This window comes from Caldicoprobacter algeriensis, assembly GCF_023838525.1.
Lineage (GTDB): Bacteria > Bacillota > Clostridia > Caldicoprobacterales > Caldicoprobacteraceae > Caldicoprobacter > Caldicoprobacter algeriensis.
In genome coordinates, this window is record NZ_JAHUQD010000002.1 from 1 (window position 1) to 18,492 (window position 18,492).

Below are 18,492 nucleotides of genomic sequence, written 5' to 3' on the forward strand. Positions count from 1 at the left end.
GCCAGGATCAAACTCTTCACTTAAAATCTATATCCTAAACTCATATCACTTGCCGCAAATCAGTCTTACCTCTCCAGAATTGACCTGGCCTTCCAACCACTGTTCAGTTTTCAAGGACCATTTCCCTCCGCCGCCCCCTCCAGAGCGGCGAATTATATACTATCAAATCAACTTTACTTTGTCAATACCCTTTTTTTGTTCCTTTTATTACGCTCTCTTAAGCCGCCATCAGCTCCCTTGGCCAACAGCCGTTATAGATTATCATACACAACCCCTGCTTGTCAATACCCTTTTTATTGATTCAAGTAATCCTCATTTTTAGTTTTTCCCGCAGAGCTGCTTTTATGATAAAGCACACAAAGACAAAAGTATCTATATCACAAGCTTAGCAAATTGATTTAAAAGGCCAAATTGTCTTTTCGTAATATAGTTGCTATCTTCGCCCTCACGTACAAACATATGATATCAAAAAACGGCATTTTATTCAACATTTTAAGACATTCCCAACGCTGCTGCCTGCGATTTAACATTGATTATTTTGGGCAAATAATATATAATTCTTCAGATGTAAACGTCTATATTAACAGTATTTGGAGGAGTATGAACATGAAGCTGGGAATAGTAGGGTTACCCAATGTAGGAAAGAGCACCCTGTTCAACGCCATAACGAAAGCCGGAGCGCAGGCCGAAAATTACCCCTTCTGCACCATAGAGCCCAATGTAGGGGTGGTACCGGTTCCGGACCCCAGGCTGGACAAGCTAGCCGAAATGTATAAGCCCGAAAAAGTCACCCCTGCGTTCATCGAATTTGTTGACATCGCGGGTTTGGTCAAAGGCGCCAGCAAAGGCGAGGGACTGGGCAACAAGTTTCTGTCTCATATACGCGAAGTGGACGCCATCGTGCATGTAGTCAGATGCTTTGAAGATGAAGATATAACCCATGTGGAGGGAAGCGTTGACCCTATCCGCGATATAGAGATTATAAACCTGGAGCTCATATTTGCCGACCTGGAAAGCCTAGAGAGGCAGATGGTAAAAGTGCAAAAAATGGCAAAAAGTGGGGATAAGCACAGCATAGAAAAGTTGCAGATAATGGAGTACATAAAGGAAAACCTGGAAAAAGGAATTCCTGTAAGAAGCCTCACCTTCTCAGAAGAACAGCAGGATTTTGTAAGACAGCTGTTTTTGCTCACCTCAAAGCCTGTCATATACGCGGCAAATATATCCGAAAAGGACGTAGGCAATGCTCAGGATTCCCCGCTGGTCAAAAAGGTCGTAGAATACGCCCAAAAGGAAAACGCTCAAGTAGTGGTCATATGTGCCAAGCTCGAGGAGGAAATCGCGCAACTGGATAACGAAGAAAAACAGATGTTTCTGCAAGAGATGGGTTTGGAAAGCTCGGGGCTGGACAAGCTGGTATCGGCATGCTATAGCCTGCTGGGCCTCATAAGCTTTTTGACTGCCGGTCCCAAAGAAGTTAGAGCTTGGACAATCAAAAAGGGCACCAGAGCTCCTCAAGCCGCAGGTAAAATCCACAGCGACTTTGAGAGGGGTTTCATCAAAGCCGAAGTCATCCCCTATGACACTTTGGTAGCCGTGGGGTCCTATACAGCCGCAAAGGAAAAGGGGCTGGTAAGGTCTGAAGGCAAAGACTACGTCATCCAGGACGGCGACGTGGTGCTGTTCCGCTTTAACGTATAACAGCAGAACATACTGGTATTGTTGCTTATTTAGCCTTAACCCTTTAACATCAATATAGCGGCCATTCTACCTGTATTGCCTTTATCCCTGCGATGAGAAAAGAACAGGTCTTGATTGCAGCTAGTACACATGTCCGCTACAGTTATGTTGTGGTGTGGAATCCCCATTTCTTCCAACTGCAGGGCATTTGCCATCCACAAGTTTACGTAATACCTGCTCGGTTTCTGACCGGGCTTTATTATTATATCCTTATATTTGTCAAAGACTTTTGCAAATTGCTCTGCCACCGGAAGGTCCACCTCAAAACAACAAGGGCCTATAGATGGGCCAATCCCTATCAGGCACTCCTCGGGGCGCGTACCAAACATCCAGCGCATGCCCTCCAACGTCTTTGCGCCTATGCAAGCTACCGTACCCCTCCATCCTGCATGGCTTAAGGCTATGGCCCTGCGAACAGGATCTAAAAAGAACAGAGGCACGCAGTCGGCATAGAACGTCACCAAAGCCACCTGCGGCTCTTGAGTTATAAGGCCATCCACCTGGAGTATATCGCTCTCCTTAAAGGCACCCTTCCCCCTATCACCGGCGCCAACCACAGCTACTTTGTCGCTGTGTACCTGGTCGGAGAACACTGTATTATGAGGGTTTATATCCAGCGCACGGCAAAACCTTAAAAAGTTTTGCATAACCGCATCACAAGAATCGCCTTTCTTAAATCCCAAATTCAAGGTGCTATACTGTTGATCGCTTACTCCTCCCTTTCTGGTGCTGAAACCATGGTTCACCAATCCGGTCCTTTCAAAACTTGGTATAACGCAGTACCATACGCCTTGTCTTTCTTTCAGCTCAAAACCCATATTGAATTCCATGCCTGAACATCCTTTTCCCTTCATTCAGTCATTTTTTCCTTCAAAAGCTTGTTTAGCTCTTCCATAAAGGTATTTATATCCTTGAACTGTCTGTACACCGATGCAAACCGCACATACGCCACTTCGTCCAGCTTCTTTAGCCTTTCCATCACCATCTGGCCAATTTGCTGACTGGTAACCTCCTGCTCAAGGGAATTGAAGACCTGCTTTTCGACATCCTGAACCAGCGCTTCTAAATCCTTGAGGGATATAGGCCTCTTTTCACAGGCTTTCAACAGCCCCCTCATGATCTTATCCCTATCGAAGGATTCCCTTCTGCCATCTTTCTTGACGACAAATACCGGCAGCTGCTCAATTTTCTCATAAGTAGTAAACCGCTTGCCACACTTGGTACACTCACGCCGTCTGCGAATGGTAAGGCCTTCATCGGTAGGACGAGAGTCCACCACCTTGCTCTCCATGTGGTAGCAAAAAGGGCATTTCATGGCTGGCCAATCGAGCATCTAAACCTCGCAAATATACGCCGGTTTAGATGGTTAGGGTATTTATAATCCGCCTTTTTAAAGGCTGCCCCACCCCCAACAGGCGGTATTTGGGACAGCTAAGCAAGAAAGCAGGGCTAAAAGCCTCGCCTTCTTTTTTATTATTATAGCCCTTTTAGGTCAGCTCGTCCACACTTATGTGTTTTTAAAGCCACACTGCCCTTCCCTGGATAGATTTACCTCTTTATGACTGCCGGATCCACATCAACCAGTATAACATCATCCCCTATCTTCTTTATATTCTCCCATGGGATGACCAGGTCCTGATCCCCTTTTAAAAATCCCAGCCACCGGCTGGGGCCAGGCACCACAATGGCTGTAATCCTCCCGCTTTGCAGGTCAAACTCCATATCGACTATTACACCCAACCGCCTGCCATCTCTGATATTGATAACCTCCTTCTGCCTGAAGTCAGAAGTTTTCTCCATGGTAACCCTCCCCCGTTTTTATCCGCGTTTTCGTCCAATTAAAGTTTATTCACATTGGAACTTGAAAATGCCATATAGCTCCATATGAAATTCAATTACATCTACAACGTTCATCCTTCGAACAGGCATTGAGCAAAACAAAATGACAAAAAGAGAAGCCTTACACAAAAGCAAAGGCTTCTCTTCTGAATCTGATTTTAAATTAACATCATATATACTTCCTCATATGTGCAAGGGCCGTTTTCTCAAGCCTGGACACTTGGGCCTGTGAGATGCCTATCTCCTTCGCCACCTCTACCTGGGTCCTACCTTCAAAAAACCTTAGGGTCAATATGATCTTCTCTCTCTCGTTAAGCTTCTTCATGGCCTCCCTTAAAGCTATCCCCTCAAGCCAGCTCTCGTCCTCATTTTTCTCGTCTTTTACTTGATCCATCACGTAAATGGCATCCCCTCCATCATGATAGATGGGCTCAAAAAGGGAAATCGGGTCCTGGATGGCATCCAGAGCAAATACCACCTCTTCCCTTGGAAGGTTGAGCTCGTTAGCAATCTCGGTTATGGTAGGTTCCTTAGCGTTTTTGCTTATGAGTTGATCCCGTACCTGCAGTGCCTTGTATGCGATATCCCTCAACGAGCGGCTAACCCTTATGGAATTGTTGTCCCTCAGGTACCGCCTTATCTCTCCGATGATCATGGGTACAGCATAGGTTGAGAATTTTACATTTTGAGAAAGATCAAAATTATCAATAGCCTTAATAAGTCCGATACACCCCACCTGAAAAAGGTCATCGATGTTCTCCCCTCGGTTGCTAAACCTTTGAATCACGCTTAATACCAGCCTGAGGTTTCCCTGGATGAATTCGTCTCTCGCACTTTTATCGCCTGCATGCATCCGTTCAAACAACTCTCGCATCTTTTCGTTGGAAAGTACCGGTAACTTGGATGTATCCACGCCACAAATCTCAACTTTGTTTGCCGACATACCAAAAATCCTCCATCCCTTTCACGCGATGTTGCTGCTAACTCTTCGAACAGATTCTATTGAAAGTATTACCTTGGACAGAGGATTTTATTCAGCATCACACCATGCGACTAATTTCCTTTTTTAACCTTTTTATTATCCTTTTTTCTAACCGCGATATGTATGATTGGGAAATTCCTAGCATATCAGCCACTTCTTTTTGCGTCTTTTCTTTGCCGTTACCCAGCCCGAACCTCAGCTCCACTATGCGCTTCTCCCGCTTTGAAAGCTTGTTTATAGCCATATCCAACAGCTCTTTCTCCACTTCGTCTTCAATGCTTCTATAGACCAGATCGTTATCGGTCCCAAGTATATCGGATAGCAGCAGTTCATTGCCATCCCAGTCCACGTTCAAAGGCTCATCAAACGATACCTCTGCTTTCATCTTGCAATTTCTTCTAAGGTACATCAAAATCTCATTCTCGATACACCGTGAAGCATAGGTGGCCAGCTTAATCTTCTTTGATGGATCAAACGTATTAACTGCTTTAATAAGCCCGATGGTTCCAATTGAAACCAGGTCTTCCACCCCAACCTTTGTGTTTTCAAACTTCCTGGCAATATACACCACCAATCTTAAATTTCGCTCAATCAACGTGCTCTTTACAGAGGTATCGCCCTTTTCCAACCGATGAAGAAGCTGATCCTCTTCCTCATTGGTAAGGGGAGGCGGAAGGGCTTCGCTCCCGCTTATGTAGAAGATGGGCAAGCCTTCTAGTGGGGAAAATTTAATGAGCAGTTTCATGATGAAAAAGTAGTATTGCATGGTAAGCCTTTTGCAAAATGTCATTTTACAATTCCCCCCTTTTTTCAAGCGACTATCTCTGGATGGACCAATGCCTGGTAATGCTCACTCTTCGACAATTTATTGTTATATATCCCAACAACAACGTTTCCAACGGTATACCATTTTCCGTTTTTTAATACTAAAACCTCATCGGGCTTAAAACCCATCAACAGACCACTAGGATTCCCTACCGTGGTATATGGAATTATTCTAAATCTCTCAATCCACCCTGACTTGCTGACAACCTGGACCACCGTATGAAAGTCACCCTCCAGCGACCTAGTAAATATCTCTCGTATTTCCTGAGGCAACAACTCCTTAACCCTTGAAAACTCTACCACCATAACAGGGTGCTTACTTATGGGGTCTAAAAGCATGTTGCCAGTATCAAGCAGTGCATCAACCATGACTTCCTTCCCATCAAAGTGTATTTTTACCTTATACAGCAGCTCGTCTTTGGAAAAGTGCAGGCGAATAAACCGCCACATGGCATGCATTAAGATTATGACTAGCACCCCGGTTACTATCAGCTTATTGACAGGGTAATCTTTTATCACAAAAACGCCTTTCTCGATAGCCATATAATCCTGTGTAAAAAAATACAGCCCCAGCGCAACGCCTCCAAAAACAAAAGTAGTAGCATAGAAGAAAGTGAATGCCTTAAAGAAGTCTTTAAAAGTGTTAAACTTAAATGCTACCAGCAACATTATCAACGATAAAGCTATTTTGAGGAAAAAGCTATGCAAAACTTCAAATCCCGGTATAAAAAATATGATTGCATATAAAGCCCCTATTCCCGCTGAAATCCACAACCTCCAAAGAGAACCCTTTACCTTAGATATCCTGAAGGTAATCCACAGTATCGAAAAATTTATTACAAAATTATCTAGCCATAATATATCCACATATCTGTACTCTACCCCATACAGCATCCCCATTCCCCTTACCTTCACCTTTATTATAAAGCAGGGCATGTTTAAAAATTTGTAAAAATAGGTCTGATAAAACAAAAAAATAAACGACAATAAAAACAATTTTTATTGTCGTTTTGCACCTTTGAACTAAAATTCCCTCTATTTTTGTATGTTACAACAAATACGCATAAACTACCAGCCACCTGTAGATGTGGTGGCTCACACGAAGCGATGGGGTCTCCTTGCGTACTTTTAACCAACCCTACATGAAAAGCCTCCTATCATCTAGTTCTTCTTAAGAAAATGGGTATATCCAGGTCATCGTCATCCCGGGTACTTGAAAAGAGCTTTTCTGCCGCCCGTTCTATTTTCTTTTTCCCGTCGTCTTTCTTATTCTTTTCCTCAAAACCGGTAGCAATTACGGTTATTCGTATTTCGTCCTGAAGGCTTTCATCGATCACCGCTCCAAAGATTATATTGGCATCCGGATCTGCAGCCTGAGCCACCAGCTCTGCTGCTTCATTGACCTCATATAGGCTTAAGTTTTCGCCTCCGGTTATATTCAGCAGCACGCCTCTGGCACCTTCAATGGTGGTCTCAAGCAGCGGGCTTTGGATGGCCTGTTTGGCCGCTTCTAAAGCACGTCCTTCACCGCTGGCCCTGCCAATGCCCATGTGTGCCAATCCCCTTTCTTTCATAATGGTCCTCACATCGGCAAAATCCAGATTGATTAAGCCCGGAACCGCTATGAGGTCGGAAATACCCTGCACGCCCTGCCTTAAGACATCGTCCGCTATTCGGAACGCTTCTAACACAGAGGTACGCTTTTCGACGATCTGCAACAGCCGATCATTGGGTATGGTGATCAAGGTATCAACCCTTTGCTTGAGTTCCTGAATCCCTTTTTCGGCGTTCATCATCCTCTGCCTACCTTCAAACGCAAAAGGTTTGGTGACCACCCCTACCGTCAAGATCCCCAGTTCCTTGGCGATCTCGGCAATAACCGGAGCAGCCCCTGTCCCAGTACCTCCACCCATGCCTGCTGTTATGAATACCATATCAGCCCCTTTTAGTGCCTGCGTAATCTCCTCTCGGCTCTCTTCAGCTGCCCTCTGTCCAATCTCGGGATTGGCACCGGCACCCAGGCCCTTTGTCAGCTTTTCGCCAATCTGTATCTTCTGGTTAGCCTGGGAAGCAAATAAAGCCTGCTTATCGGTATTTACGGCAATAAACTCTACACCCTTCAGGCCAAACTGTATCATCCTGTTTACGGCGTTGTTTCCTCCGCCCCCTACCCCGACCACCTTAATTTCAGCAAATTGTTCCATGTCGATATCAAACTCTATCAAAATACACCCTCCCCTTTACAACCTAAAAGATTTCACTCAACTGATTTCAAGGTAGTCGACACTACCTTTATCTTCAAAGGATATTCGTAGATGCAGCACTGGCTGTCTGCTCATTCACAGATTGGTCAGCACAATCGAGGCATATGTACCTGCCTTTATTTTCATTGCTTATTTTTACCAATCAACTAAACATGCTTTTGTATAAGGCATGTCCCCTATCAATTTAGTATAAACTGACAAATTTACTATAATAGTATGTTACCACATAATTGAATAAAATTAAATCTCTTTATAGCAATTTTTATTTAATCTCATTGCCTTAATCTTTCACGCCAACGATTCAAAAGATAGCGCCTAATCATGGCAAAATTCTGAAAAAGCCTGGTACCAAAAGCAAAGATGGCTGCCAGATATATAGGCACGTCCAGCCTGTCTCCTATATAAGCCAGACCTGCAGCTAGAAATGCATTGCCAAAAAATCCGGATATAAAAGCATCTGGCTCAAATTTTTGTTCGAGGCTTGCCCTTATCCCACCGAAGACCGAGTCTAAAGCTGCAAGGACAGCAATTGACATGTAGGATGAATACGCCATGGGTATATGTATAGGCAACGTTAACCCCAGTATTATGCCCACTAAAATTCCGATAATGGGCAACAACAAACTACTCACCTCCTTCAACGGGCCTGGCGTAATCGAAATTCACTTCCCCATAATATCGGGGTATCTTTACATTATCAAGCTTTTTGATGCTGAACTCAAGGCCATAAAAGGTAAGTATATGATATACACTATCAGGTCGTTTAAAATAATCAGCAAGGGCATCGGGATCACCGATAGCATGAATGATAAACGGCGGAGCAAACCGTTGGCCTGCTCCAACGGTGATGGTAGGCCCCCCGCAGCTTATCCTGGATGTGGCCAAAATCCTTGCACCGTTTATAGCAATGGCCTCGGCACCCGCTGCCTTAAGCTCATTGACCACCTCTAACAGGTCTATATCATGCACGATAAAATCGGAAATAGAATAAGGCTCATCTGGCATGATGGTATCTTTTTTTCGATCATTGAGTATGACTTCAATTCCAGGCCCTTCCAAATCAGTAAGCCCTGCCAGTATCCTTGCCTGTTCAAGCTGCTTTCTAATCTCCTCTCCCCTATATATTCTTTCTGTAGCTTCCTTTTCATACTTATTGAGTACAACCTCTTTTTGGCTTAGGTCATCCTTCAGTTGACGGTTTGTCTCTTGCAGAGCCTTAAGCTGGCTCATCAATTCCTGAATCTTGTGTACAGAAGTTGTAACCCCTATATCATAGCCTATCCTCTGATTGTCAAAACACTTCACAATGAAGTAACTCAAAAGCATGGCCATAAAGCTTAAAATTAACAAGTCCTTCCTTACCTTCATTCCCTACCCCTCAACTCCTGGCATCTGTATCCTGAACCGGCTTTGCAAATTTATACTGAAAAGTTCCCCTGTATTTAGGAATCCTGATATTGTCCACCCTCTTGATGTTGATCTGCAAATATACACCAAGGTCATCGGCAACTCCTCCTAGCAGCTTGAGAGCCGCCTCCAACGTGTCAGGATTTCCAATTGCTTTTATCTCAAAGGGCGCCGAATAGCGATTGGTATTTATGACTATATAGTCGCCTGCATTCCGTATTTCAGTGGTGGCAATTATTCGCTCGTCATTGATTGCAATTGCTTCGGCACCGGCAGCGTTGAGCTCGTTCACCAACTTTAGCAGGTCATCATAGCGTACGTTTTGAACGATGGCATCCTGCCCCCATTCGTTTACATATTTAACATTGACAGTCACCACCACGCCAGGGCCCTGGACGTCTACAAGGCCAGCCAGCATCCTGGTACGCTCCAGCTCCTCGTAAATCAGCTTATTGCTCTGGCCTTCGCTCTGAACCGCATTCTCAAACTCCTTTATCCTCCTCTCATACTCCTCTATACGGGCTTCCAACGCTTCATTTTCCTGCTCCAGCTTTTGTACCTGCCGTGTAAGTTCCTGGGTCCGCTGCAGAGAGACGCTTCCCCCTACTCTTTGAACGTTTTTGAACTGGGCAGCCAAAGCCAGTCCTAATATCAAGCTTACAAGAGTTACCGACAACTGGGCACTTAAGGATTTCTTCATTAGTCCACCTCTTCCTCCAAAGGTTTGAATATTGCCTGATTTGCAATGCTTACATCAAGCATACCCTTTGCTCCTGTACTGTCAATCTGACGAAAGTTGGGGGTTTTAAGCCATTTTAACTTCTTATCAACCTCTATGGCTTGTCCCAATCTTACAACAGTGCCATTACGGGAAACGATATAAATATCATTTGGATTGTCCATAATTATCTCCGAGATATCTTCTTCGAGTTGCTGTTTATATACCTCATCCAGCACGCGGCTTAAAGCCTTCATCTGATACGAATCAGCAACAGAAAGGGGTTTGCCCACTGTACATCCCCGCAACCCCAATCCTTGTACCAGTGGATAAGGCATGTCCTCCAGATTATCATATATCTCCATCACATAGCCTTCTATATCGACAACTACATAAGAACCCAAATAAGGAATAGCCGCTACCGGCTTTCTCTCCTTTACATTGATGATAACCTCGTCAGGATATTTAAAATTTATAGACAAAACCTTTAAAAGAGGATTGGACTCAATCCTTTCTCTTATTTGTTTTCTATCTATTTTAAAAATATTTTGGCCTATGGGTATTCCTGCTATCCGAATAATATCATCATCTTTTATATTCTGATTACCTGTAACAGTTACTTTTTTTACCTGAAACACTTCTGTACCAATATATACCATAGCAACTAGCACAGTCAGCAAAAACAATAGCAGGAATAACCCCTTTCTTCTTCCGTTTCCCATAAAACTCCCTCGACTTTTCATTTATATACAAGCTCAGATTTAATCGTTTGTTTTCACAATATCAGCTCCTATGTTGCTCAATACGGCTTCAAGCTGTTCATAGCCTCTATCAATGTAAAAAGCGTTTTCCACAATGGTTTGGCCTTCGGCGCGCAGTCCGGCCAGCACCAGCGCCGCTCCTCCTCTCAAATCCTTGGCCACAACAGTAGTACCCTTCAAACTCCTGACCCCGTGTATAATGGCGGTCTGTCCGTCAATCCTGATATTAGCTCCCATCCTCACAAGCTCCGGCACATGCCTGAACCTGTTTTCAAATATCGTCTCGGTTATTATGCTGGTCCCCCTGGCCACCGACAACAGGCTTGTAAACTGAGCCTGCATATCAGTTGGAAACCCCGGATACGGTAAAGTCTTGATGTGTTCTATAGCCCTGAGCCGGTATTTTCCCTTCACCCTTACGCATGAGTCCTGCACATGAACAGTACAGCCTGCTTCCCTCAGCTTGTATATGATGGACTGAACGTGTTCGGGTATTACGTTATCGATTAAGACATCGCCTCCCGTTATAGCAGCTGCAACCATATAAGTACCCGCCACAATGCGATCAGGAATAATGGTATATTCTACTTCACTGAAACCACTCTGCACGCCTTCCACCACTATGGTATTGGTACCCGCTCCCCGTACATTCCCTCCCATGGCATTGATAAAGTTTTGCAGGTCCACAATCTCCGGCTCCTTGGCAGCATTATGGATAACAGTACGCCCTTTGGCCTTTACCGCTGCCAGCATTATGTTTTCGGTAGCTCCCACGCTGGGATAATCTAGATGAACAATTCCTCCTTCCATCCTGGGCGCAACGCAATCCAGGTACCCATTAGATTCGTCTATAAGTACTCCCAGCTGCCTGAGCCCTTTGAGATGGAGGTCAATGGGGCGCTGCCCTATCTCACAACCTCCAGGATATGTGATCCGTGCCCTCTCAGCCCTAGAAAGCATTGCTCCCAAAAATATTATGGAGGAACGAATCTCCCGAACATAGCAATCCGGTATTACCCAGCTGGACACCGTAGAAGGGTCAATGATTAAATCCCTGCCTTCCCTCTTCACCTTGCAACCGATAGCTTCAAGGATCAAGATGGTCTTTTCGACATCGAGAAGCTTGGGACAGTCATGTAAAACAACTTGTCTTTCAGTCAACAAAACCGCTGCTAGTATGGGAAGAATGGCATTTTTAGCACCGCCTACACGCAGCTTTCCCTCCAATCGCCTGCCGCCATTTATGATATATTGTGCCATTGGTCACACCTCTTTTCACAAATATCGTGCTCAATATTTTAGTATTTCTCAACTCTTCACAACACCATGATATGCAGTCTCAAAAAGAGGTGTGACACAGTGGCCAGGCAAGCTAACTCGCTTTAGCGTATTTTGATATATTGAGTAGCACTCCTATGCTGGCCATGAAAATGGCCAGTGAAGAACCTCCAAAGCTTATAAATGGAAGTGGCAAACCAGTAGGTGGCATGGAGGCGGTTACCACCGCTATATTTATAACGGCCTGAATGCCTATCATGCCAATGATCCCGGCTGCCAGCAGACATCCAAAGAGGTCAGGGGCCGTAATTGCTATCTTCAAACCCCTCCATATGAGGATAACGAACAGCAGTATGAGCAGTGTGCATCCAACAAATCCCAGCTCCTCACCGATTATGGCAAATATGAAGTCGGTTTCCGGATAGGGTATGTACAGATACTTCTGCCTGCTCTCGCCAAGCCCCATTCCAAACAAGCCACCTGCTCCCAAAGAATACAGCGACTGTATTATCTGATATCCCGTTTCCAAAGGGTCCTTCCATGGGTCCCAAAATGCTATCCACCTGTCCATGCGATATTCAGCCGCCATTATAAGGGCAGCAGCCGCCGCAGCACCTCCAGCCACCAACAAACCTAGATGCCACAGCCTGGCACCCGCCACAAAAAGCATCACCATTACAAGCAGCACCAGGCTGCCTGCCGTACTCATATTGGGTTGCATCATTATAAGCCCGAACAGTATGCCCGTTACTAGAAAATAGGGTATTATCCCTTTGAAAAAGTACTTCATCTTGTCTTTCCTTTGAGACATGTTGTCGGCCAAAAACAGCACAAGGGCAAATTTGGCGATCTCTGAAGGTTGAACGCTCAAGCCACCTATATTCAGCCATCGTTTTGCGTTATTCCGTTCAATGCCCACAAGGAGCACAGCAACCAAAAGCGCTATGCTCAGTACCAGCAACAGCTTTGAAAACTTTTTAAGCCTCCAGTAATCCAAGTTTGCCGTAAACGCCATGGCCACAAAGCCAACAACCGCCCACAGGCACTGGCGTTTAAAAAAGTAATATTTATCCCCCCACCTCATTTGAGCGTAGTAAAAGCTGGCGCTGAATACCATGATGGTACCAAAGGCAACCAGTATTATAATGGTAAGCAGAATGGGATAATCAAACGGTTTTTTTACCTTCTTGGGCTTTTTGGTCATTCAACTTCCCCCTTAAGAGCCCTGACAGCGCTCTTAAAGACTCTACCCCTTTCCTCATAATCCCTAAACATATCCCAACTAGCACAGGCCGGAGAAAACAGCACGTTATAGCCCGGGGAAGCCAGGCTAAAAGCCTTTCTTACGCTCTCTTCTACGCTTCCTACACGGTATACCCTGTCAAATCCCTTTTCTTTTGCGGCCTTGATCAACTTATCTGCCGTTTCTCCCAGCACCACCATATGGGTGACGGTTTCACCAAAGGCATCTATGAACTCATCAAAGCTGCTGCCCTTATCCATTCCACCCGCAATGAGGACGGTAGGGCCTCTCATGGCCTGTATGGCTTTTATAGAAGCATCGGGATTGGTACCCTTTGAGTCGTTATAAAATTTGACCCCGCCAATGGTGTCCACATACTCGATGCGGTGCTCTACTCCTTTAAAGGTCTTCAAAGTAACAGCAATGTCTTCTGCCGTTGCCCCCATTACCCTGGCCATTAAAGATGCAGCCAAAGCGTTTTCCAGATTATGTGCTCCCGGTATGAATATGTCTTGCACGCCGCATACGGCTTCTTTTCCATGCCCTATATCCAGCATCACCGTGCCATCTTCTACCCATGCACCCCTGTACAGAGGTTTTAAGCGGCTAAAAAACAGCACCCGGCCCTGGGCCTGCGCTGCCAGCCTTGCTGTCGCTTCATTATCTGCATTTAAAACCACCCAGTCATCAGAGGAGCAATTTTCAAAAATCCTGGCCTTGGCCGCTATGTAATTTTCCATGGTCTTATGGCGATTGAGGTGGTCTTGAGTAATGTTGAGAATGGCGGCTACTCGAGGATGAAAGTTATGTATCGCCTCCAGCTGAAAGCTGCTTACTTCCACCACCGCTATATCATCTTCATCCATTTCCAAAGCCTTGCTGACAAACGGCACGCCAATATTGCCTACTACGTATGCATTAAACCCGGCTTTTTTCAATATCTCCCCCGTCAGGGTTACAGTAGTGGTCTTACCATTGGTACCGGTAATAGCGACAATAGGCGCCCTGCACAGCCTGTAGGCCAGCTCTAGTTCGCTTATGACCTCTCGCCCTAGACGTTGCGCCTTTTGAATAAACGTCGAGTCAATGGGCACAGAAGGGCTTATAACCATCAAGTCGACCTTATCAACCAAGCCATCGGGCGTATCGCCTAGATAAAATTCCACATCAAGCGACTCAAGCTCTGATATAGAATCGCCCAGCTGCTGCCGCGTCTTTATGTCATTTGCTATAACCTTTGCACCCAGGCTCTTCAATGCTCTGATAGCAGCAATACCGCTTCGCGCAAGGCCTACTACAAGAACAGTCTTCCCCTGGTACGTCATACTATCCTCCCGTACAATTGCTGATTTTGCTGGTTCTCTAACTTACACCAATGTGAACTGCCAACCACCTATAGAGGTGGTGGCTTCATGAGAAGTATGCATCTTGCAAAAGATGGAGTTTTCTTGCGTATTTCTGATAAAACACACTCTATCCAGTAATCTATTGAGAATTCTTCAGCCTTTCTCAGCGTTTTTTCTAGGGTTTACCTCTTTTCATAATCTACAAAACGAAAAGCAGCAGATAATGCTCGCTTTCCCCTCATATGGCCAGCAAACCAATGAGGCATAGCACAGTGGTTGCTATCATGAACATGGTGACCACCTTGGGCTCGCTCATGCCGGTAAGCTCAAAATGGTGATGAAGCGGGCTCATGCGAAATACCCTCTTTCCGGTCAACTTATACGACGCCACCTGTATTATAACCGATAACGCTTCTGCCATATATATGCCGCCGATTATGGGCAAAAACAGCGGCAGCTTAAGCAAAACCGCCAGAGCCACAACCGCTCCACCCAGCCCCATTGAACCGGTATCCCCCATAAAGACCTGTGCAGGGTAGGCGTTGAACCGCAAAAAGCCAAGACATCCCCCTGTTACAGCTCCAGCAAACACCATAAGGTTGCCGTAGTTTACCGCCAAATACTCCAGGCCTTCCTGCCGCATAGAGGATGCCAGGTATGCCGCCAAAATGCTGAATGTGGCTGCCACTATAAGAGTAACTCCTGAGGCCAGGCCGTCCAGCCCATCATTCAAATTTAGGCTGTTCACAGTACCGACTATTACAAATGTCATCAACGGGATGTACATAATGCCCAGGTCCCATTCCGACTTAAAAAAAGGGATGGTCACGGTGCTGCCCAGATGAGTATAGGCATAATAAGAAAACACGACTCCGATGGTGATCTGTGCCAGCAGCTTCTGATAAGCCTTAAGCCCCAGCGATCTGCGCCTGGCTATCTTGATATAGTCATCCACAAACCCTATAAGCCCAAACCCCAGCATCACCAATAGAGCTGCCAACAGAAAATCCAGGCTGCCCCTGGCCAACATGAGCGATGCCACGCAAATCGGTATTAAAAATATTATCCCTCCCATGGTAGGGGTGCCGGCTTTTTGCAGGTGAGTTTGTGGACCTTCATGGCGCACGTGTTGACCAAACTTGAGCCTCCTGAGCATGGGTATGGCAACTACTCCTATCGCAAGCGAAAGCACAAACGATATTATTACCGCGTATATCAGTGATTCCAAGGTTTATAACCCCCTTTTAAGAGATGGGACACCACTTCTTCCATCCTCATCCCCCGTGACCCTTTCACTAATATTGTATCACCGCTATGGACAATTGTGCTTAACAAGTTTATTACATCTTTATTACACTCGCAATGATATATGCTTGAGGGCGGCATACCCGCCGCCTGTGCTTCCATGCCTATCCAGCGGCTGTTCTGACCGCGGGTGATGAGCAAATCGACTTTATTTTCCACCACCGCCCTGCCCACCTGACGGTGTCCTTCTTCGGCATAATCTCCCAATTCCAGCATATCCCCCAGCACAGCAATCCTGCGCGCAGCCGGCATGTCCCTCAAGACTGAAAGAGCGGCTTTCATGGAATCAGGGCTGGCATTGTACACATCATCAATCACCACAACGCCTTCCCGCGTCTCAAAAATATTGAGCCGCATGTTGCCCGTTTTAAAATCCCTTAGAGCCTCCCTCATCTCCTGAAAGCTTATCCCAAAAAGCCGTCCCACAGCAATGGCCGCCAGGCTGTTATACACGTTGTGCCTTCCGGGCAGCGAAAGCTCAAATGGATGCTCTTCATTATCGCTTATCAATTTAAACTTGATGCCCGGCTGTCCCGTACTTATGTCCACAGCTCTGAAATCTACGCCCTGGCGCGTGCCAAAATATCTAATTCCAAAGCTGAAGCGTTCTTTCACTCCCCACAGCATGTCATCATCGCCGTTCAATACGGCAATCCCATTTCCGGGGAAATAATCGAAAATTTCCAGCTTTGCCTTGAGTATGTTTTCCCTGCTGCCCAGCTTTTCTATATGGGAAACGCCTATGTTGGTAATCACTCCCACACAGGGAAGGGCCGCTTCAGCCATTCGATGGATTTCCCCAAACCCGCTCATGCCCATCTCCACTACCGCTATTTCATGATGGCGTTGTATCCTAAACAATGTCAGTGGCAGGCCAATTTCATTGTTGAGGTTACCTTCGGTTTTGAGAACATTGTAACGCGCCGAAAGCACGCAGTGTATCATGTCTTTGGTGGTGGTCTTACCCGTACTGCCTGTCACCGCCACTACAGGGATATTGAATTTCTTTCGATAATAGCCGGCAAGGCGCTGGAGAGCGGCAAGGGTATTATCAACTTTAATCACACTCATACCCTCGGGAAGCTGATCCAACATATGCTGGACAAGAACAGCCTTCGCACCTTTTTCTGCCGCCTGAGGGATAAAGTCGTGGCCATCAAACCTGTCGCCAATCAGAGATACAAACAGCTCCCCCTGCTTTATCGTCCTGCTGTCGGTACTTACTCCCGCTATTAAACCCTTTGCCTGTCCTTTGATCAGCGTTCCGTTTGTAGCCTCCAGCACCTCTTGCATCGATATGGGTTCCATCAAACCTTCTCCTTTCCCAGCAGCTCAGCAACGACTTCCCTTTCATCAAAGGGAATTACCTGGTTATTCTTCAATATCTGGTAGGTCTCATGGCCTTTGCCGGCAAGGATAATCACATCCCCTGCCCTGCCGTGGTTTAAGGCATAGGCAATGGCCTCCCTGCGGTCCTCGATGACCACATAGGGACAGGTGGTATTCTCGATGCCGGGTATGATCTGCTGAATGATGGCCATGGGGTCCTCGTTGCGCGGGTTATCAGAGGTAATGACGCAAAAGTCGGAATACTTCCCCGCCACCTCTCCCATTATGGGCCGCTTTGAAGGGTCGCGGTCGCCACCGCAGCCAAACACCGTAATGACCCGTCCTTTTGTGAAGTCCCGTGCTGTCTTAAGCACGTTTTCCAGCCCGTCAGGCGTATGAGCATAGTCTATTATCACAGAATACTCAGTGCCGGTGTTTAAAAGCTCAAACCGCCCCGGGACACCCTTTACCTTTTCAAGACCGGCTTTTATGTGTCGAACGGGCACTCCCAGCGCATGGCATGCCGTTGCAGCAGCCAGGGCATTGTACACGCTGAAAAGCCCGGGGATATTTAAGCTTACCATGCTGCTTTCGCCCGGTAAAAACAGCTGGAACGACACGCCCCTGGAGGTAATCTCTATGTCCCTTGCAAACACCTGCGCTGTTCTACTTATTCCATATGTCCACAGCTGTCCCTGTACTCTCTCTGCAAACATCCGTCCGGTCTCATCATCGATGTTTATGGCCGCCTGCCTGCTCTGCAAAAACAGCTTTGCCTTGGCCTCACGATACTCTTCAAGGGTATGGTGGAAATCCAGATGGTCCTGGGTCAAATTTGTAAATACACCGACTTCAAATTCAACGCCGGCCACCCGTTTAAGGCTCAACGAATGTGAAGACACCTCCATCACAATGGCATCTACGCCCTCATCCTGCATATCTTTGAAAAGCTTTTGCAGGTCCATCGACTCGGGCGTGGTCCTCTCAGCAGGGAGCATCTTAGAGCCTATCATGTTTGCAATGGTACCGATAAGCCCTACCTTTTTACCTGCTTCCTCGAGTATGGATTTTATCAAATAGGTTACCGTAGTCTTGCCGTTGGTACCGGTCACTCCAATTATGGGTATATCCCGTGCGGGATACCCGTAAAAAGCTCGCGACATCAAAGCCATGGCCATACGCGTATCCTCAACAAATATCCTGGTGACATGCTGCGGCAGGGGGACATCCTTGCGCAGCACCACGGCATGTGCCCCTTTGGATACTGCCTCAACGGCAAAATCGTGCCCGTCGAATCGAAAACCTTCAATGCAAAAGAACAAAGATCCAGGCGTAACCCTGCGCGAATCGTAATATATGGCATCTATTGGTTTATCGACATCGCCTTCTATGCGAGAAACCTGTATTTCTTTTAACAGCTCCTTCAGCAACATTTCGCCATCCTCCCATACATCT

General features: G+C 46.1%; 18 protein-coding genes. 1 reads left to right on the forward strand and 17 read right to left on the reverse strand.

The window, feature by feature from the left end:
* Positions 1–606 precede the first annotated feature (606 nt).
* Positions 607–1,701 carry a redox-regulated ATPase YchF gene (ychF, locus tag KVG29_RS01310; RefSeq protein ID WP_252225906.1) on the forward strand — a complete coding sequence of 365 codons (1,095 nt, stop codon included), beginning with the start codon at positions 607–609 and terminating at the stop codon, positions 1,699–1,701.
* 35 nt (positions 1,702–1,736) lie between these two features.
* Here ychF and pgeF read toward each other — a convergent pair whose 3' ends face one another.
* The 17 genes from pgeF to KVG29_RS01395 all read right to left on the reverse strand — a co-directional run bounded on the left by pgeF (position 1,737) and on the right by KVG29_RS01395 (position 18,470).
* Positions 1,737–2,570: a peptidoglycan editing factor PgeF gene (pgeF, locus tag KVG29_RS01315; RefSeq protein ID WP_252225907.1), complete on the reverse strand. Its 834-nt coding sequence runs from the start codon at positions 2,568–2,570 to the stop codon at positions 1,737–1,739.
* A 20-nt stretch (positions 2,571–2,590) separates the two neighbouring features.
* Complete coding sequence (gene nrdR / locus KVG29_RS01320; RefSeq protein ID WP_252225908.1) at positions 2,591–3,055, reverse strand: transcriptional regulator NrdR; 465 nt, start codon at positions 3,053–3,055, stop codon at positions 2,591–2,593.
* A 233-nt stretch (positions 3,056–3,288) separates the two neighbouring features.
* Positions 3,289–3,540, reverse strand: coding sequence for a YlmC/YmxH family sporulation protein (locus tag KVG29_RS01325; RefSeq protein ID WP_252225910.1), 252 nt, complete (start codon positions 3,538–3,540; stop codon positions 3,289–3,291).
* 208 nt (positions 3,541–3,748) lie between these two features.
* Positions 3,749–4,522 carry an RNA polymerase sporulation sigma factor SigG gene (gene sigG / locus KVG29_RS01330; protein ID WP_252225912.1) on the reverse strand — a complete coding sequence of 258 codons (774 nt, stop codon included), beginning with the start codon at positions 4,520–4,522 and terminating at the stop codon, positions 3,749–3,751.
* Positions 4,523–4,619: 97 nt separating this feature from the next.
* The gene (gene sigE / locus KVG29_RS01335; RefSeq protein WP_420840508.1) at positions 4,620–5,351 is read right to left on the reverse strand and encodes an RNA polymerase sporulation sigma factor SigE; all 732 of its coding nucleotides are present in this window, start codon (positions 5,349–5,351) and stop codon (positions 4,620–4,622) included.
* Between the two features lie 20 nt (positions 5,352–5,371).
* Positions 5,372–6,286, reverse strand: coding sequence for a sigma-E processing peptidase SpoIIGA (gene spoIIGA / locus KVG29_RS01340; RefSeq protein WP_252225914.1), 915 nt, complete (start codon positions 6,284–6,286; stop codon positions 5,372–5,374).
* A 257-nt stretch (positions 6,287–6,543) separates the two neighbouring features.
* The gene (gene ftsZ / locus KVG29_RS01345) at positions 6,544–7,590 is read right to left on the reverse strand and encodes a cell division protein FtsZ (protein WP_420840512.1); all 1,047 of its coding nucleotides are present in this window, start codon (positions 7,588–7,590) and stop codon (positions 6,544–6,546) included.
* 332 nt (positions 7,591–7,922) lie between these two features.
* The gene (locus KVG29_RS01350) at positions 7,923–8,270 is read right to left on the reverse strand and encodes a small basic family protein (protein ID WP_252226195.1); all 348 of its coding nucleotides are present in this window, start codon (positions 8,268–8,270) and stop codon (positions 7,923–7,925) included.
* A 4-nt stretch (positions 8,271–8,274) separates the two neighbouring features.
* The gene (locus tag KVG29_RS01355) at positions 8,275–9,018 is read right to left on the reverse strand and encodes a DUF881 domain-containing protein (RefSeq protein ID WP_252225916.1); all 744 of its coding nucleotides are present in this window, start codon (positions 9,016–9,018) and stop codon (positions 8,275–8,277) included.
* Between the two features lie 10 nt (positions 9,019–9,028).
* Positions 9,029–9,757, reverse strand: coding sequence for a DUF881 domain-containing protein (locus KVG29_RS01360; RefSeq protein WP_252225917.1), 729 nt, complete (start codon positions 9,755–9,757; stop codon positions 9,029–9,031).
* Positions 9,757–10,497 carry a cell division protein FtsQ/DivIB gene (locus tag KVG29_RS01365; RefSeq protein WP_252225918.1) on the reverse strand — a complete coding sequence of 247 codons (741 nt, stop codon included), beginning with the start codon at positions 10,495–10,497 and terminating at the stop codon, positions 9,757–9,759. The genes KVG29_RS01360 and KVG29_RS01365 overlap by 1 nt, the downstream gene beginning before the upstream one ends.
* A 39-nt stretch (positions 10,498–10,536) precedes the next feature.
* Complete coding sequence (murA, locus tag KVG29_RS01370) at positions 10,537–11,796, reverse strand: UDP-N-acetylglucosamine 1-carboxyvinyltransferase (RefSeq protein ID WP_252225919.1); 1,260 nt, start codon at positions 11,794–11,796, stop codon at positions 10,537–10,539.
* A 112-nt stretch (positions 11,797–11,908) separates the two neighbouring features.
* A complete protein-coding gene (spoVE, locus tag KVG29_RS01375; RefSeq protein ID WP_252225920.1) occupies positions 11,909–13,018 on the reverse strand; it encodes a stage V sporulation protein E in 1,110 nt (369 codons plus the stop codon).
* Positions 13,015–14,382, reverse strand: a complete 1,368-nt coding sequence (gene murD / locus KVG29_RS01380; protein ID WP_252225921.1) for a UDP-N-acetylmuramoyl-L-alanine--D-glutamate ligase — start codon at positions 14,380–14,382, stop codon at positions 13,015–13,017. Before murD ends, spoVE begins: the two co-directional genes overlap by 4 nt.
* A gap of 259 nt (positions 14,383–14,641) precedes the next feature.
* Positions 14,642–15,631 carry a phospho-N-acetylmuramoyl-pentapeptide-transferase gene (gene mraY / locus KVG29_RS01385; protein ID WP_252225923.1) on the reverse strand — a complete coding sequence of 330 codons (990 nt, stop codon included), beginning with the start codon at positions 15,629–15,631 and terminating at the stop codon, positions 14,642–14,644.
* Positions 15,619–17,016, reverse strand: a complete 1,398-nt coding sequence (locus KVG29_RS01390) for a UDP-N-acetylmuramoyl-tripeptide--D-alanyl-D-alanine ligase (protein ID WP_252225924.1) — start codon at positions 17,014–17,016, stop codon at positions 15,619–15,621. The genes mraY and KVG29_RS01390 overlap by 13 nt, the downstream gene beginning before the upstream one ends.
* Complete coding sequence (locus tag KVG29_RS01395; RefSeq protein ID WP_252225926.1) at positions 17,016–18,470, reverse strand: UDP-N-acetylmuramoyl-L-alanyl-D-glutamate--2,6-diaminopimelate ligase; 1,455 nt, start codon at positions 18,468–18,470, stop codon at positions 17,016–17,018. The genes KVG29_RS01390 and KVG29_RS01395 overlap by 1 nt, the downstream gene beginning before the upstream one ends.
* Between the last annotated feature and the right edge of the window lie 22 nt (positions 18,471–18,492).